Raw genomic sequence first — 16628 nt, forward strand, 5'->3', positions numbered from 1 at the left:
GCCGGCAGTCCACGCCGGTGAACAGCCGGCGTGAGCAGGCCGCCATGAGCACCCGCGAGGTGCGCGGCGCGGACGGGACCGCCCTCCGCGCCTGGTGCAACGACGGCTCGGGCATCCCCGTACTGCTGTGCAACGGCCTGGGCGCGCCGCCCGCGGCCTGGCCGCGGATCGTCGCCCGGGACAGCGGCTACCGGGTGGTCAGCTGGTCCCAGCGCGGCCTCGGCGGGTCGGAGCGCCCGGCCGACCGGAGCCGGGTGCGGGTCGAGGACCACGCCGACGACGCACGAGCCGTGCTCGACGCCTACGGGATGCGCTCGGCGATGGTGGTGGGCTGGTCGCTCGGGGTCAACGTGGCGTTCGAGCTGGCCCTGGAGGACCCGGCCCGGGTGAGCGCCGTGCTCGCCGTCGCCGGCGTCCCCGGGGGCAGCTACTCCGCCCTGTTCGGCACCTACGGCGTGCCCCGACGGCTGCGGTCGCCGATGGGCCGGCTGGGCAGCCGGCTGTTGCCGGTCATGGGGCCCCTGCTGCCGCTGGTGTCGGCCAGTCTGCCGCCCTGGCAGGAGCTGCTGTCCCTGGCGGCGCTGCGCGGACCCGTGCAGGAGGCGGCCCACCCGGGCCTGCTGCGCGCGGTGCTGCACGAGTTCGCCAGGAGCGACTGGTCCTGGTTCCGACACCTCGCGGACGCCACCGCCCAGCATGCGCCACTCGACGTCACCCGGGTGGCCTGCCCGGTCACCTTCGTGGCGGGCCGCTACGACTCCCTGGTCGACGTCGTCGACGTGCGCAGGGCAGCTCGGTCGGTGCCCGGGGCCCGGCTCCGCGAGATGGCCGGCACGCACTTCCTGCCGCTGCAGTACCCGGAGGTGATGGCCGAGGAGCTGCGGCGGCTCGCCGGCCGTACGCCCCGCCGCGGCTGACCTCGAGGCCGGCGCGGTGCGGGACGTACCGGGGGCAGCACTGCGCCGTCCCGCGGACGTCGTGTGAGCCGCTGACGCCGGAGGCGGCCGTGGCCGGCGACCGGGCAGCGGGCACAGCTCGTCCGTGATGCGGGGCTTGTGACCAGGCTCACTGCTAGCAGGGTGCTTGCTCTGGCTAGCAGTGGGCATCACGACTGTGTTGGTCCTCGAGGCCGATGCACTCTCGACGCCGCCTCTGCGGTGTCGATCGGTCCAGGCAGAGGCCGACACGAGCATCACCACAGGCAGCCGATCCAACGACGCTGCCTGACACCCATGAGAGGCCAGATCCACATGGCACAGTCCAAGACCACGACGAAGCACTGAGACCATCGCCGTTCCCGTCGACGTGACCGTCGAGGAGGGCGACCGTGGCGTCAAGGGCCCGACCGGCCCGGTCGGCGCCCCGGGCGAGCCCGGCGACAAGGGGCCTCGGGGTCCGGTCGGCGCGGCGGGCGAGCCCGGCGAGAGGGGTGCCCGCGGCCCGGTCGGCGCCGTCGGCGAGCAGGGCGACAACGGCCCGACCGGTCCTGTCGGCCCGGTTGGTGAGCGCGGTCCGAAGGGGCCGCTCGGCCAGCAGGGCGAGAAGGGACCGCAGGGACTCGAGGGCGAGACCGGCGCGCAGGGCGAGCAGGGCCTGCCCGGCTCGACCGGTCGGCCCGGCGAGGTCGGTGCGCAGGGCCTGCCTGGCAAGCAGGGCGAGCAGGGTCCCGCCGGCGTGCTGGGTCTTCCCGGTGAGCAGGGGCCGGCGGGCGCAAAGGGTCTCCAGGGCGCCCAGGGGCAGCGTGGCGTGATCGGCGCGACGGGCGAGCAGGGCGAGAAGGGCCCGCGCGGTCTGCAGGGCGCGCCGGGCGTGCTCGGTGAGCGGGGCGAGTCGGGCGTTCGCGGCCTGCAGGGGCCGCAGGGCGTGCAGGGTCAGGCCGGCGCGGCCGGCCCGGTCGGTCTGCCCGGCGTGCAGGGTCCGCAGGGCGCCTCCGGTCCCGCCTGGCTCCACCAGCCCAGCCCCGCTGAGCTCGCGGCCAAGGTCAAGCACGCGGCGCTGGACATCACGCCGCGCACCCTGCTCGACCCGCGGGTCGGCGCTCGGTACGTCGCGACGTTGACGTCGCGGCTGGTCAAGCTGCAGGGCGGGTTGTTCCTGCGCGCCATCGTCGACACCGAGGGCCGGGCGAACGAGCACTCGGTCGCCGATCGGTCCAACGTGCGCTCCACGGCCTGACAGCGCTGGACGGATGAAGGGCGCCTCGTTCCGCAGAGTCGGAACGAGGCGCCCTTCGCCTTGTCACGGGCCGGACGACCCAGGGCGCCCGGCTCTTGATACAGAATGGACCGAGTCCCCGATCCCCGAGAGCGGAGCGCCCCGTGCCGGTCATCGAACGTCCTGACACGGCCCGCATCGCCTGGGAGTCCAACGGGCCGGAGGACGCTCCCGCCGTCCTGCTGGTCATGGGGCTCGCCTACCCGGCCGCGATGTGGTTCCGGCTGGTGCCCGCGCTGGCCGAGGGTCACCGGGTCATCCGCGTCGACAACCGAGGCGCCGGCCGCACCGGTGACGTCCCTGGAGCGCCGTACACGGTCGAGACCATGGCGGCGGACTGCCTGGCCGTGCTGGACGCGGCGGACGTGGACACCGCCCACGTCGTCGGCATCTCGATGGGCGGCCTGATCGCCCAGGAGATCGTGCACAGCGCCCCGGAGCGGGTCCGCTCGCTGTGCCTGATCGCCACTCACCCGGGCATCGCGCACGCCGTCATGAACCCCCAGGCGATGGCGATGCTGATGCAGCGCGGGCTGACGACACCCCAGGAGGCGGCGGAAGCCTCCATCCCCTACAACTACGCGCCCGAGACACCCCGCGAGCGCATCGAGGAGGACTGGGCGGTGCGGTTCCCGCTCGCCGCCACGAACGCGGGTTACCTGGCGCAGGTGATGGGGTCGTCACGATGGGACGGCCATGACCGCTTGGACGGCATCACCGCGCCGACGCTGGTCGTACACGGAGAGCGGGATGCGCTCGTCCCGCCGGAGAACGGCCGCACCCTCGCCGGCCGCATCCCCGGCGCCGAGCTCGTGATGATCCCGAACGCGAACCACGTGCTGATGACCGATCAGCCCGGGCACGTCTCGAAGGTGCTCGTCGACTGGCTGGAGAGGAACCGGTCCGCAAGCTGACAGATGGCGGTCGTCGGCGAGTGCCCGGCACATCGGACACGTCACACACCCCGCTCACCGGGGACGGCGCCGCGCGCCACGGCATCGGCGAGGCGCTGGTGTTCCTGCTCGGTCTGCTCGGCGTACCTGCGGGTGGATTCGCCGAGGGCGCGGAGGAAGGAGGCCCCCACCGGCGTCGAGGTCGTGGCTCTTGCCCGGGTGTTCGAGGCGGGGACCACCTGGAAGACCTCCGGAAGGAGGTGTCAACGATGGCCGAGGGCTGACTCCGGCGACGCCTGCGGTTGACCCCCTCGTGGTCATCCGGCTGCGGCCGGGTGGCGGGAGTCGTCCGTATCGCGGTGGCCGGAGCTTGACCCGCGGTGGCCGGATCGAGTCCAAGGCGGGCGCAGAGTCCAACAGATCCACGGGGTGGTGCGCGACTACTTGAAGGTCCAGGTCGTCTTCGACCCTCGGATGATGTCGATGGAGACACCGATGAGCAGACTGACCCCGGCAACGATCAACGCCACCAACGTCGCCTGGTGCCAGACGCTCTCCTCGGGCGGGGTGGTGAGCACGTACCCACCGTGGCCGATGAAGAAGACCCCGATTGCGACCAGCGCGATCGTCGCAGGGACGGAACGCGTCCGGCGGGCGTCGTGGGCTGCGCGATCAGCCGACATGCTGTGACCTCCAGTCAGCCCCGTCGGGTCGGCTGTGACCGCGCTACGGGTCAGTCAACGACTGTCGACCTGGGAGCGTAAACGGCTAAGGCGACGGAGCTGAGCCGGAGCCACCGTTGATTCTGGCGGCGGGAACGCGCGGGTGTCGTCGTTTCGGCAGACGAGATGGACCTCGGGCAGGGATGAGCTGCCGGTCTGCCGGCTTCTCCGAGTTCTTGGCCGTCAGGACGGGCTGGCTGTTCAGCAGCCCAGAGGGATCGTGGTGATCCGCGTCAACGCGAGCAGGATCGGGTCGTCCAGGGCCAACTGGCGGGTGGGGCGTAGGTGCCGTCGTCGTCCGGTGTGGACGAGCTGACCGGGCATGGCGAACAACTTGCGGCGCATCGGTGCGCGCGGATGTCGGGTCGGCTGCGCGGGCGTGCATCGGGGCGAAGTCGGCGGCGCCGGGCGGCCGTTGGTCACGCTCCCGAAGCACGTCGGTGCTCAGCCACAGCTCGGTGAGCTCCGCCCCGGACGGTGCGCTGCCGCCGAACGCCCAGCCGCCGGCCGGGGACAGGCCAAGTGCCGGGGTGGCAACGGCGGGCATGGTGGCCGCATGGAGCGAGGAGCTGCGCGTGCGAGCGTGCTGGCCGCCGCGACGCCGGGCGTGCAGGGAGGCGGGTTGTGCTGCCCGTGGCATGGCCGTAGCCGTGCCGGGCATTCCGCCCGCGAGGCTGGGATTCGACCCATCTGGGTGCAGTTCCGCCCGAGGAGGGTAGGACGCGTCCCACTCCGTGGTGTCCGAGGGGGACACAGTACTTCCGCACACGCTTGGCTCTCGATCACCGATTAGCCCACACTCTGGCGCGCTAGCCGTCTGACCTGGGCATTTGCGGCGTCACGCTTCATGCGGTGCCTCGACTGCATCCTTGTACGCCGACTACCGACACTGCGTAGCCGCCCCAGGGGAGCCGCACTGACGGCTGCAGCGGCGTCGGCTGCTCGTCGAGTGGGACAACGCCCAGCGGGGGGGGGGGGGCACCAAGACCACTCGATCTGGCGGGGCCCCGATGCCCATTTCGAGCTGGACGTGCCGGCACGGCACCGGGCCGACTGGCACTGTCGGGCCTCACCGCACCGAGGGCGTCGGTCCGAGGTGCACCGAACACGGTGGCCGTGGCTCAACGGGGGCCTGGACGCCGGGCCGATGCGTACGCCGGCCGGTCTGCCGTTGTCCCGCGAGGAGCCGCCCTTGTGAGTACGAGCGCCTACTGCTGAGCTTCCGCGGCTACGGCCGCGCGGGTCTTATCGCAGGTGGGGCAGTGCCGTACGTTGGTCGTCCATCGCCCGTGCGACTTGTGCTGCTGGACGTCGATGACGTGGTCGCAGGTCAGGGTCAGACGCCACGTCCGTAGCTCCGCCGGATGCGGTCGGCTTGCGCGGAGCAGCGTGCCGAGCTTCTCCAGCTGCCGCTCGGTGAGGGGCGGCGGAGGGCAGCAGTAACCGCAGTGCAGCGCGCGGGGGCCCGACAAGCTCCAGCGATGGCCACGGCAGTCCTTGTGGCGGGCGGCGAAGTCCGCCTGGGCGGCGTCGTACTCGCGCTTCTCCTGCTCGCCTAGCTTCATGAGCGGCGGCCAGTCGCGAGCCCGTCGATGATCGGATGGCCGCAGCCGCGACAGGGAACGCCGGTCTCGATCGCGTCGCGGGTGAGCTGGGTGCAGTTGGCATCCCACTCCCGACGCTTGCGCTCATGACGGAGGTCGTCCTCCTCGGCTGCTAAGGCAGAGCTGCGGCGACGTGCGGCCGCTCGCTGAGCCTTCTGCTCCTCGGTCACCTGGGCCATGTCGCCTCCGGGTACGCCATACGGTGAGGTCGTGCTCCATCTGCTCGTTGATACCTCCACCTGGCTGGACCTGTGCAAGCGCCGCGACGGGCAGCGCTGGATTGTCGCGCTCCGGGTACTCGCTCAGCAGGGGGAGGTCGAGCTACTCGTCCCTCGACTCGTCATCGACGAGTTCGAGCGGAACCGAGATCGGGTTGAGGCGTCGATGACGGCGAGCATCGCGCAGCGGTTCAAGCTCATCAAGCGAGATCTCGATGACTATGGCGGTTCGGACCAGGAGCAAGCTCTCAAGGTCATCACGGACCTTGCGCGTCATGCCCCGCTCATTGGAGCGATGACCACCCGCAACTTCGACGAGGTGCTGGGCCAGCTCCGGGCCGGCCGTGTCCTCGAGCCATCGGACGAAGAGAAGCGCGGAGTGGTCGAGCGCGGCCTGTTGAAGCAGGCACCGTTCCACCGGTCCCGCAACAGTGTCGCCGACGCCTTGCTCATCGAGCTCTACGAAACGACTGTCCGCGGGGTCGACCTGGACCAGGAGCCGCACGCGTTCATCACGAGCAACAGCGACGACTTCTCCTTGCCCGGCGGAGACGCGCGGCATCCGCATCCTGACCTCGCCAGTCTGTTCGCAGCGGAGGGGTCGACCTACGGGCTGGCAGTCGACGGCCTCAACCAGGTCCTCCTGGACTACTTCGGCGACGAGATCGAGGAGCTGTTCGCGGAGACCTACTTCGAGGAGGAGCCCCGACGGCTGGACGAGATCGTGGAGGCAGAACGGGAGCTGTTCGACCGCATCTGGTACCACCGCTCCCTTCAGCACGAGTACCGGCTCGAGGACGCTGGGGACGACGCCGAGCTGGAGCGCCTACTCACGATTGCAGGGCCAGGGCGCCGGCGTGTTGAGGGGCTTCACACAGAGCCTGGTCAGCTGGGCCCGTACACGGATTTCGAGCTCGGGATGCTCAACGGCAAGCTTTCGGCCCTGCGCTGGGTCCTCGGCAGCGAATGGGACTTCCTCGACACATGACGGCGTTCCCCGGAGCCCCACCGCCCAGCCGACGGCGTTGCGCACCGCGTGCCGCCCGGCACAGCAGTCGCACGCCCCGCGCAGTCAGACCTCGGGCAGCGGAAAGTTGTGGAGCGAGCCGCGGCGACTCGACGGCTGGTCGTCGAACCAGTCGGTGACCTCCTGAACGTGCCAGCGGAGGTCAGGCGCCAGAGCTCGTAGCTGTGCGACGGCGTGCCGACTCCACGTGGGCGTCCCGCCGTCCTTCCCGCCCACGCAATAGGAGATCTCAAACGGTACGTCGCTGCGGCAGTCGAGTCGGGCTGTGAGGCGCGAGCGGTTCGCCTCGGCCCAGATTCGGTAATCCAGCCCTTGGAGGACGAGCATGTCGTCGCCCCCGAGCTTGGTCTCGACCAGGACTAGCGTGCCGGTGGCGTCGAGCCCGGCGAGGTCGACGTAGCCGCGGCCGCGGGATTGCTCACCCCGTGACCCCGAACTGCCTCGCGGGCGCCAGGCGGGGAGCTCCCGCAGAACGGGCTGTTCCAGGCCGAGCGCCTCAGGCTGCCGACGGAGCACGGCCTGCAGCCAGTGCTCGTCGGGCTTACGGGCCCCGCCGGCGAGTCGCTGGTCGCAGCCTGCCTGTACGCGTTCGGTGACAGCGGAGAGCTCGGCGGGGGTGAGCGGTCCGGTGATGGCTAGTGGCTCCGGCGTCTCGTGAGGAGACGTCGCGCCCCAGTCGATGCCCGCCACGATGGTCAGCCCTCGACGCGATCGCTCGATGCGCAGCACGCGCTGGCCGCGGCACTGCCACGCTCGGATGCCCCGGCGGTGGGCCGGGTCGAGGTTCTCCTGGGTGCCGGCCCAGCGCATGAGGTCCTCGACCCAGCCGGTGCGGTCGCCGAGATGCAGCGCGGGGTCCTCAACGCTGGTGACCAACGGCAGCGTGGCGACCCGGCTGGGGCGGCCGTGCCGCGTCGTCGTGCCTTCGGTGTGCGTCCAGACCTCGAGCGGCAAGTCGTCTCGTAACCAAGGCCACCGGTGCAGCGTGGGTTCGTGCCAACCGTGAGGGAGTACCAGGCGGAGCGCGCGATCCCCTCGCTCCGCGAGCCCGACCGCCAAGGCCGTGTCGACGTCGTCGCCCTCCTGGTCTCCTACGACCAGCGTGAGGACGCCTTCCTCGCTGAACCACGCGTAGCGCGGGCTGCGGCCCTGTCCCGAGAGCAGTCGCGAGCTGGTGGCGGCGCCTACCCGCTCGGCCAAAGCGTCGGCGCGCCGTTCCGCAAACTCCTCGCGCCGACGTGCGGCGGTCATCGGAGCCAGACTGGCGTCGTCCTGGGATGCGCTCACGATCCGAACCGTAAGTGGATGGGGGGCCGGCGACCTAGGAAGCGAGGCCGGGGGCACTTCCGAAGGGGGATGGTCCCGCTTGGCAGTCAGTCCTCTGCGATCAGTTCGTCAGCCAGCGCGGTCAGGTCGTCCGCTGTGAACGGAAACTCCAGCCCGAAACCCTCGGTGCCGGCCTGTAGCTCGATCCCGCGGTCGTCGAGGACGACGTCCCCGTGGAACTCGAGCACGTCCTCCAGGTGGCCCGCGTCCAGCACCTCGAAGACCGCGAGCAGCTCTGCCGGGTCCTGGATGACCTTTCCGCCGTACCGAGAGACGTACTCGTTCGAGGTGATCGCCTCATCGAGGAACAGCGAGCTGTCCACGGACGTGAAGCGGTCCGGGCGGCGCAGCAATGCGCGCCACACGTCAAAGGCGTTCGCGCCGAGCTCTCGGTGCTCCGGCCGCCGCAGGGACCGCTGATAGGCGTCGTTCGCCGACGGGAGGACGTGCAGCACGCGAACCCGCGCAGCTTCTTCCGCCCCGTGCACCTCGAGCTGTTGGGCCAGTAGCTGCTGCCGCATCAGCTGGTAGAGCGGCTCGTCGAACAGGCGGTCGAGCGGCAGCAGATCACCCCGGACGGGCCCGGCGGTGTCCGCCAGCGCTGGCCCATAGCGAGCGGCACGCACGGCGTCCTTCCGCGGATCTTCAGAGCGTGCGCTGTAGGACTCCGTGTACTTCCACTCCACCAAGACGAGCTCACGTACGCCGTCCCGCGCGACGTGCAGGAAGGCCGCATCGACGCTGGTGCACTGCGAGCCGCGCACCCGCTGCCGCCCCGGCGCCTCCCCGAAGTAGTCGGTGGGGCCGATGTACTCGAACGTGAGGTGTCGGCCGGGCTCGATCTCGAGCACCTCACCGATGTCGAGTAGGTCGCCGAAGGCTCGGTCGATGCGCTCGGAATCCGTCGTCATCCGCGCCAGGGCGTTGACGCACTGCACCTGTGAGGACAGCAGGTGGTTGCTCGGCCCCCCTTCCACCCCGGCATGCCATGGGACACCCAGCTCGGCGAACAACGTCAGCGCCTGGGTACGGACGTCTGCGAGAAGATTCAGCTTCTCGTGGCCGGGAGGCAGGCAGAATTCGTGCGCCGTGCCGTTCGGGACCCCACTCTTCCCGACATAAGGGGCCGACAACTTCGCCTCCGGCGGGAGACTATCGGTCCGCTTCTTCCAGGCGATCGCCCGGGCCCGTTCCTGTCGCGTGTAAGTCATCGCCGAGAACGCTACGGGTGGCCACCGACAGTTTCGAGCTGTCGAGGGGCGTGAGCCGAGGCCATGCGATCCTCCCGGCATGACCGAGATCGCCGGCAGCGTCGCAGTCGCTTCAGTCATGGCAGAACTGGCTCGCACGAGGCCGGTCTTCCACTCCGAGGCGGACTTTCAGCTCGCCTTCGCGCAAGCAGTCCAAAACCTCGATCCCGACGTACAGATCCGGTTGGAGTTGCCGCTGCGGCACGTTGAAGGCATCAAGGGTTCTCAGTACCTGGACCTCATGTGCCGACGTCCTGACGCGCGGACAGCCGTCGAACTCAAGTACTTCACGCGGGGCTGGACCGGTACGGATGCCGTGACCGGCGAAAAGTTCGTCTTGCGCCACCACGCGGCCACTGACTTGGCCCGGCGAAATTTCGTCTTTGACATTGCCAGGCTGGAGCAGTTCTGTCGGGCGGGGCTGGCCGAGAACGGCTTCGCAGTCATGCTGACGAACGATCCCAACCTCTGGCTGCCTTCCAAGCGCCTCGCCAGCAACGACCGCGAGTTCCACATCAACGACGGAAGGACGCTTTCGGGGACCCTTCGCTGGGCCAAGGACATGTATCCCGCGAACACCCGCACCCTGAGCGGCACCTACTCGGTCGAGTGGCAGGACTACAGCAAGAGCATTGAGGGGCCGTACGGGACCTTCCGTTGGCTGGCGATCGAGGTTGTCGCGTGTGGCCCGCCGCTGGGGGCACCCGGCGGTTCCTAGTACGGCAATCGCCAGGCTGAGGGCGATTCTGACGTCCGTGCGTCAGGCACTGAACCGCGGTCGGCGGTTGTACCTCTCGCGGTGATCGAGGGCGGACTTGGCGCCGCGGTCTGAGACCGTCCCACCGACGGCTGTCCTGGTGGGGGAGTGGCGTGCCTCCGTGCCACCGGGCCGGGCCGGGCAGCGATCAGCTTCGCGGCGTCTACAAGAACCTCACGGCGCCGTTGCGCGCTGCTGTCGGTGCAGTGCGTAAGTATCTGAGCTGTGTCCGAGCGCGGTGGCCCTCCTCGGCATCAGTGGCGGCCTTTCGCGCTCCGGGTGCTGTTCGGCGACGAACCCGAAGCCCCCGATCCCTGGCCGGCCTTGGTGGACGGCGCAGCGGGGGTCGAGACGCTGATCGACGAGACGCGTCGGGACGCGCTCGCAGACGTCGGGGGCATGTCGTGGCTCGACGATGAGTGGCTGTCCCCGGTACGCACCTCGGGCACTGGACGGTCTCAACACGTCCACGACCTGAACGCGCCGATGCGTGTCGTCTTGATGGGGCGCACGATGGCCGGCAAGTCCTCCGTCCTGTCTGCCCTGACCGGTTCTCACTCCGGGCGCATCGGCGATGGTCGTCAGCGCTTCTCCCGGGACACCTTCGGCGCCATCGCGTCTGCATGCCAGAACATCGAGCTCGTCGACACACCGGGCGTTGGTGCGCACTGTGGAGCCGACGACACCGAGATCGCGCTTGAAGCGGCGCTTTCCGCTGACGTCGTCGTCTGGATCAACAGCAGCGACTCCATCCAGGAGGAATCCGCTTCGGCGCTCAAGCTTCTGGGAGTGATCGGCAAGCCGATCATCGTCGTCGTCAACTGCCGTCAGTCGCTCGCAGGCGTTGGGCGCTTGAACCTCCTGAAGTTCCCACAGCGGGTGTTCGGCGGTCGCGAGGGCCTTCTCGACGAGATCAAGCGTCACCTGGCCTTCTCCGGGGTTGAACCCCTCGCCGTCGTTCATGTTCATGCCCTCGCGGCTGCAGCGGCCGCAGCCTCCGATGTTGACCATGAGCTCTTCGCGGCCAGTCGCATCGGAGACCTCACGGAAGTCCTGCTCCGTGAGCACGAGGTTCACAGCGAGGCTCGCCGCGCTCTACGTGTCGTCGACGGACAGCGGCATTCGGCCGAAGGGCTGGCTCTGGCGCTGAATCTCGGCGCCGCTCGACTCCGCTCTCGAGCGGCACGCGACCGGGAGATGACGCGAGACGTCCATGCTCGGCTGAACCGCCTCGTGCGTGCCACCGGGGAGGCCATGGCGGCGGACGTTCACTCGGCCGTGGGGGGACGTCGAGATTGGCACCTGAGCGTGACCGACTTCGGCCAGGAGATCCAGTCCCACTGGGCCGACGAGGTCGCCGCCTTGCAGAAGGAGTTGACGACGTCCCTGGAGGAGCGCCTGACGACCCTTGCCCGTGATGTCAGCGCCGCGATTCAGGACGCCGAGGCCGAGTGGACAGCGGTCCCGCCGGACCGCTTCGCACTGCGTGACCTGGCCGGCTTCGACGCCGTGTGGGGCAACCGCCTCGCGAAGGCCGGCGTGGGCGTTGCCGGCTCCGCATTAGGTCTCGCCGGCGGCGCTTGGCTGGGTGCCCAGATCGGCGGCGCGCTTGGCCTGGCTACCGGACCAGGCGCGATCGTCACTTCCGGCATTGGTCTCGTCGTTGGCGGCATCGCAGGATTGGCCGCACAGCACGTCAAGTCTTTCGCCGACCTCATGTTCCTCGGCAAGGACGGCGTCCTGCGAAAGCGGCGCGAGGAAGTGGCGAAACAGGTGGGGCCAATCCTCGACCAGTTCACGCAGGAATACGAGAAGGCCATCAAGACGCAACTCGATGAGGTGCGGGCCAACCTGCTGCATGAGCGCGTCCGCAGCGACGGGCACTGCGAATCCATCGAGCGGCTCGCCTCGCGCTGGGTGTCATGCAGCGCCCGCTTGCACTCAGCGGTGAAGGATTTGGATCGGGTCACGACGTCGGCGCTGCTGCGCATCGATCGCAGGGAACGGCTCGCGCGCTCGGTGGTGCGGGCAACGCGAGTCCCAGGGGTCTGCTTCCTGGCCGAATTCGACGATGCCGCGTTCGGGGAGGCGTGGCTCTTCCCGCCCGATCTCGGCGAGACGCTCGCCGGGGGCAGGATGTGCGATCCCGGCGGCGAGTCCGTCAGTGCGCTGCCTTACGCGCTCGGCCTCGTCGACGCCCCCGTGCGGCTCGGCAAGGCTGACGAAGCGTCCGCCATCCTGGTCGTCGACGCAGACCTGCCGACAGCCATCACCGAAGCGTGGGCGGACGGGTTGACTGCTCACGTCGACAGGCGCATCCACATCCAGACGACCCAGAGGGCGAACCATCCATGACCGTCAACCTGTTCAAGGAGTCCACGGCGGCGGCACGGAGGTTGGGCCATGACCTTCGCGGTGTGCTCGCCGATCTCGACCCAGCGGTGGCACGGCCGTTGCTCGACCGGTTGTCCGTCGAGGCGCACTCAACTCCGCTGCTGGTGTTCACCGGGTACCACAGCAGCGGCAAGTCGACGCTCATCGAAGCCCTGACTGACCGCAGGTTCAACATCCCCATAGGTTCTGGAGTCACGACCGACGCGGTTGCCGAATACGACTGGGACGGGGATGTTCGGCTCGTCGACACGCCCGGTGTCCACGCTGGACGCCCCCAGCACGACGAGCGCGCAGAGCAGGCGCTCCAAGCAGCGGACCTCGTTCTGTTTGCCGTACCGGTCGAGCTTTTCGACGACACGCTCGTGGCTCACCTGCGCGATGTGCTGGGACGTCTCGGAAAGTCTCGGCAGACGATCATCGTCATAACCAAGGCAGGGACGATGGACGCTGCGCCTGGCCACCGGGAGGCGGCGATCCAGCAAGCCTTGGGCCCCTTCGACCCGGTGCCTTGGGTCGAGTGCGACGCTCATTACTACCTCGATGGCCTCGACCTCGCACACACCGCACCGGCCGATGCCACTGCCTTCATCGAGGCTTCGGGTTTGTCGAGGGTCGCCGCCACGATCAACAGCTTTGCGGCCGAACAGGGCCATATGGGCCGCTTGGCTCAGCCCCTGCAGCTGTTGCTTGCTCTGGCACTCGAGGCGTCCGCGTACCTCACGGACGACCCCGACGAGCAGGCTGCGCTGGCCGTCCTGGCCCGTCAGCGCTCCGCACTGTCCAAGAAGCGCGTCCATCTCGACAGCCTGCTGGAGGCACGGGCTGCGCAGTTCCGGGCAGACGCCGTGCGAGCAGCCGCGGTCTTCGCCGACGGTGTTGAACGCGAGGAACAGGGCGGGGATCTCTCGGATTCTGCGCTCGAAGTCCTCGTGGGGAGCCTGAACGCCGGCCTCGGCGCCGCGTTCGAGCGCTTCGAGAGCGCAGTGCGACAGGTGCTCGAGGTCCAGTTCGACGACCTGGCCTCTGAGGTCCTCGAGATCGAAGCTTCGCCGTACGGTCGCGTCGCCCTCCACATCGGCGCCGTGGAGCCCACCGGCTTCGACGGACGCGAGGTCGCCGTCGTCCCGGGCAGGGCGCCGTCGACTCCGGCCCCAAGCTGGGCCGGCGACCTCACGACCTACTTGGAGAAGTTCAACACCTTCTGGGGAGCCGGGAACGGCATCAAGGCCGCATCAGGGAGTAACGGCCACGCCGTCGTGCTCAAGGTCGGGCATGCGTTCGGCAAGAAGTTCAAGCCCTGGGAAGCGGTCAAGACCGCGAACAACATCGGCAGGGCGGCCAAGGTGGGAGGCGCCGTCATCGCTATCGGTGTGGAGGCGTACACAATCGTCGCCGACGAGCGTGCTGCCGTGCAGGCCGAGCGCGCGCGTGCCGAGCGCCGTCGGAACCTCTCTCAGGAGGTCTTGGCCCAGGCCGACGGCATCGTGGCCAGCGCACTGTCTGCAGTTCGGAAAAACTTGGACGACGTATTCAAGCCAGAGTTCCAACGCATTGATGTAGTCGCGCGATCGATCCACGGCGCTCGGGCGGCGCGGAGCGAGCTCCGCGAGCGGCTCAGCTCCGTCCAGCAAGGGGCGAGCGAGGCAGTTGCCGCCTTTTCTCCGCGCCGCGAGTAGCGGGTCCTGCTGCTGTGAGCCCGAGCTTGGTGGGACGTGGGGCACCATTCGGGCATGGTGTTGTTCCGTGTCACCGATGACGCCCTCCATCCGGTTCCGAAGACGACGTTCGCGCTTGCAGAGTTGAAGGAGCGGCAGGATCTCTAGCGGCTACTGCGCGGCCGCCTGGACATCCTCGGCGAGGACCTCATGTTTGTGGCCGAGGAGTACGGGGCGTTCGACGGCTCGCAGCGTCGCATCGATCTGTTGGCCGTGGACCGGACGGGGCAGCTCGTCGTCATCGAGCTGAAGCGAACGGCCGACGGGGGCATATGGATCTCCAGGCCCTGCGATACGCGGCCATGGTCTCCACGATGACCTGGGACCAGTTGGTGGGCGTCTACGCCCACCACAACGACGTGGATGAGGACGTCGCTAGGGAGAGAGGTGGAGCAGTGGACGGGCAGTGAGCACGACGAGGACCGTCAGCTCTCTGACCGGGTGCGCATCATCCTGGCGTCTGCGGACTTCAGCACCGAGATCACCAGCACCGTTCTGTGGCTGACGCAGCAGTACCGGCTCGAGATCGCCTGCGTGCGACTCGTCCCGTACCAGCTCGGCACGGAGAAGCTGATCGACGTTCAACAGATCATCCCGCTGCCTGAGGCGGTCGACTTCCAGATCCAGCAGCGTCGCAAGGAGGAGGAGAAGGCGGCTGCTCTCGGCGAGCGCGACTACACGAAGTACGACATCGTCGTGGCCGGCACCGCCGGACAGGGTCTCAGCAAGCAGACCGCGATCAAGTCGATGGTGACCGGTCTGTGGGCAGCGGGCGTGCCGGCGGACGCCATTCGGGCCGCCACGGCGCCCAAGCGCTGGCTGGCCGTGCAACCGGCCGACGGGGAGACCGTCCAGGCGGCCTTCGAGCGCCAGTTCCCGTCGCGCGGCACCGGCTATTGGTACGACGTCGGTATATGCGACGGCCAGTCCTGCTGGGTCATGCCCAGGCTCGGCGAAACGAAGACCCAGACGTACCTGGCCAACCTCATGGCAGCTACTAGCGGGCTGGTGGAAGCCTCTTGGTCGGTGTCCGTGTCCTCGTCGGCGACCTCGGCGGGAGGATCAGCCCGGGTTGGGTCTGTGGCGCGCCGACGAGATTGACAGTCGAGAAGATCGCGACCAGCCGGCCGAGGCCCCGCGGTCGGTGACCGCCGGGGCTTTCAAACTGTGCCCGAGGGGCGACACGGTACGTCCGCGTACGCCTGCGGTCCCGGTGAGGACCACCGCGAGGTGTGCTGGTGGCCTCAGGCGACGCGTCCCTGGCCTCGCAGGGGTGCGCAGCCATGTCGTCCGGGCCCTATCCATCCTGGCGCGGCCCGTAGGTTCCGATCATGCAGCTATCCCAGGCGTCCTCGTTGCGCGGTGACCTGAGCCTCGCGGACCTGCTGAGCGTGGCGGGCGTCTCGACGGACGACGTGCTCCTCATCCGGCACACCTACAGCGCTGACGGCCTCACCGGCCCGCAGGACGCCACGGTCGAGAACGTCCTCACCTACTCCCGAGCCCAGGCGCTCCGGCAGAGCAAGATCCCCAGGGATCCGCCTGCCTTGTGGCTCAACTTCATGGCGGATGGCAAGCGGCGTTCCCGTTTCCTCGCGGCGTACGAGAACAGGGGCGAAGTTCTCGCTGAGCGGACCGATGTCCTGCGGTACTTCGATCTCCACCACTCCGACGTCCTCGCGTCGCTTCGGAACCGGCTCGTCATCGAGTGGTCGAACGACACGATCAACTGGGCCAAGGCAGGCGGGAAGGCCGACCAGATGCCGGTGGTTGAGATCGCCGACCCTGCCCGCGTGCCGTTCCCAGGCTTCGACAGCGTCCTTATCACGCACGACGAGCTCGTGGCGGTTGCTGAGGACTCTCGGTACACGGAGTGGAGGACAGCGCTCGCCGCCGTCCAGGGCGTCTACCTCGTGGCAGACACCAGCAGCGGCAATCTGTACGTGGGGAAGGCGGACGGCACGGAGCGCCTTCTGGGTCGGTGGAGCGCGTACGCCCGCGACGGCCACGGCGGAAACGTCGCGCTTCGCGAACTTGCGGAGGTCGATGCGACTCACCGTCGGCATTTCGTCTTCAGCATCCTGCGGGTGTTCGGCCCGACCGCGACCACCGCCGAGGTCGACGCGGCAGAGGCTCACTACAAGCGGGCGCTCCTCACCCGGCAGTACGGCCTCAACCGGAACTAGCAGGCGGCCCCGCGGACGCTGCTGCACGGAGCGGTGACGGATCGGGTCGGGACTGCGACACCGGTGGCGACGCCGATGGAGATGGCTGACGCGCTTGTTCGGGAATCCGGCGGGAATGCCGAGACCAGAAGCGGAAGAACCCCCACCGGCCAGGGAGGCCGTGGGGGTTCAACTCTGTGTCCGAGGGGGGACTTGAACCCCCACGCCCGATAAAGGGCACTAGCACCTCAAGCTAGCGCGTCTGCCATTCCGCCACCCGGACAAGGTGGGCGCTCCGTGGAGCGCCTCGATGAGCATAACCGAGGCCGACCCCGGCTCGGGA

Annotated in this window: 14 protein-coding genes and 1 tRNA gene; 9 read left to right on the forward strand and 6 right to left on the reverse strand. The window is 69.0% G+C overall.

Annotation, left to right across the window (positions count from 1 at the left end):
• Positions 1 to 44 precede the first annotated feature (44 nt).
• From O2W15_RS10110 to O2W15_RS10120, 3 genes are all read left to right on the forward strand, one after another.
• Positions 45 to 917, forward strand: coding sequence for an alpha/beta fold hydrolase (locus O2W15_RS10110; protein ID WP_269179321.1), 873 nt, complete (start codon positions 45 to 47; stop codon positions 915 to 917).
• A 388-nt stretch (positions 918 to 1305) separates the two neighbouring features.
• Complete coding sequence (locus O2W15_RS10115; protein WP_269179322.1) at positions 1306 to 2175, forward strand: collagen-like protein; 870 nt, start codon at positions 1306 to 1308, stop codon at positions 2173 to 2175.
• A gap of 143 nt (positions 2176 to 2318) precedes the next feature.
• A complete protein-coding gene (locus O2W15_RS10120) occupies positions 2319 to 3128 on the forward strand; it encodes an alpha/beta fold hydrolase (RefSeq protein ID WP_269179323.1) in 810 nt (269 codons plus the stop codon).
• A gap of 41 nt (positions 3129 to 3169) precedes the next feature.
• Here O2W15_RS10120 and O2W15_RS10125 read toward each other — a convergent pair whose 3' ends face one another.
• From O2W15_RS10125 to O2W15_RS10135, 3 genes are all read right to left on the reverse strand, one after another.
• A complete protein-coding gene (locus tag O2W15_RS10125; protein ID WP_269179324.1) occupies positions 3170 to 3346 on the reverse strand; it encodes a hypothetical protein in 177 nt (58 codons plus the stop codon).
• A gap of 201 nt (positions 3347 to 3547) precedes the next feature.
• Positions 3548 to 3790, reverse strand: coding sequence for a hypothetical protein (locus O2W15_RS10130; RefSeq protein ID WP_269179325.1), 243 nt, complete (start codon positions 3788 to 3790; stop codon positions 3548 to 3550).
• A gap of 1600 nt (positions 3791 to 5390) precedes the next feature.
• Entirely contained in the window at positions 5391 to 5612 is a 222-nt protein-coding gene (locus O2W15_RS10135; RefSeq protein WP_269179326.1) for a hypothetical protein, read from the reverse strand.
• 31 nt (positions 5613 to 5643) lie between these two features.
• Here O2W15_RS10135 and O2W15_RS10140 point away from each other — a divergent pair, with 31 nt between their 5' ends.
• Positions 5644 to 6639: a PIN domain-containing protein gene (locus O2W15_RS10140; protein WP_269179327.1), complete on the forward strand. Its 996-nt coding sequence runs from the start codon at positions 5644 to 5646 to the stop codon at positions 6637 to 6639.
• A gap of 84 nt (positions 6640 to 6723) precedes the next feature.
• Here the strand turns inward: O2W15_RS10140 and O2W15_RS10145 are convergent, their stop codons facing one another.
• The gene (locus O2W15_RS10145) at positions 6724 to 7965 is read right to left on the reverse strand and encodes a hypothetical protein (protein ID WP_269179328.1); all 1242 of its coding nucleotides are present in this window, start codon (positions 7963 to 7965) and stop codon (positions 6724 to 6726) included.
• 86 nt (positions 7966 to 8051) lie between these two features.
• Positions 8052 to 9215 carry a PGN_0703 family putative restriction endonuclease gene (locus tag O2W15_RS10150; RefSeq protein WP_269179329.1) on the reverse strand — a complete coding sequence of 388 codons (1164 nt, stop codon included), beginning with the start codon at positions 9213 to 9215 and terminating at the stop codon, positions 8052 to 8054.
• A 79-nt stretch (positions 9216 to 9294) separates the two neighbouring features.
• Here O2W15_RS10150 and O2W15_RS10155 point away from each other — a divergent pair, with 79 nt between their 5' ends.
• From O2W15_RS10155 to O2W15_RS10175, 5 genes are all read left to right on the forward strand, one after another.
• A complete protein-coding gene (locus tag O2W15_RS10155; RefSeq protein WP_269179330.1) occupies positions 9295 to 9972 on the forward strand; it encodes a hypothetical protein in 678 nt (225 codons plus the stop codon).
• A gap of 318 nt (positions 9973 to 10290) precedes the next feature.
• A complete protein-coding gene (locus O2W15_RS10160; RefSeq protein WP_269179331.1) occupies positions 10291 to 12366 on the forward strand; it encodes a GTPase in 2076 nt (691 codons plus the stop codon).
• Positions 12363 to 14081: a GTPase domain-containing protein gene (locus tag O2W15_RS10165; RefSeq protein WP_269179332.1), complete on the forward strand. Its 1719-nt coding sequence runs from the start codon at positions 12363 to 12365 to the stop codon at positions 14079 to 14081. The genes O2W15_RS10160 and O2W15_RS10165 overlap by 4 nt, the downstream gene beginning before the upstream one ends.
• 426 nt (positions 14082 to 14507) lie before the next feature.
• Positions 14508 to 15221, forward strand: a complete 714-nt coding sequence (locus O2W15_RS10170) for a hypothetical protein (RefSeq protein WP_269179333.1) — start codon at positions 14508 to 14510, stop codon at positions 15219 to 15221.
• Between the two features lie 230 nt (positions 15222 to 15451).
• The gene (locus O2W15_RS10175) at positions 15452 to 16306 is read left to right on the forward strand and encodes a GIY-YIG nuclease family protein (RefSeq protein WP_269179334.1); all 855 of its coding nucleotides are present in this window, start codon (positions 15452 to 15454) and stop codon (positions 16304 to 16306) included.
• Between the two features lie 177 nt (positions 16307 to 16483).
• Here O2W15_RS10175 and O2W15_RS10180 read toward each other — a convergent pair.
• Positions 16484 to 16568: transfer RNA gene (locus tag O2W15_RS10180), tRNA-Leu, on the reverse strand.
• Between the last annotated feature and the right edge of the window lie 60 nt (positions 16569 to 16628).

It is taken from the genome of Modestobacter sp. VKM Ac-2979, assembly GCF_026967995.1.
In the GTDB taxonomy this organism is placed as follows: Bacteria; Actinomycetota; Actinomycetes; order Mycobacteriales; family Geodermatophilaceae; genus Modestobacter.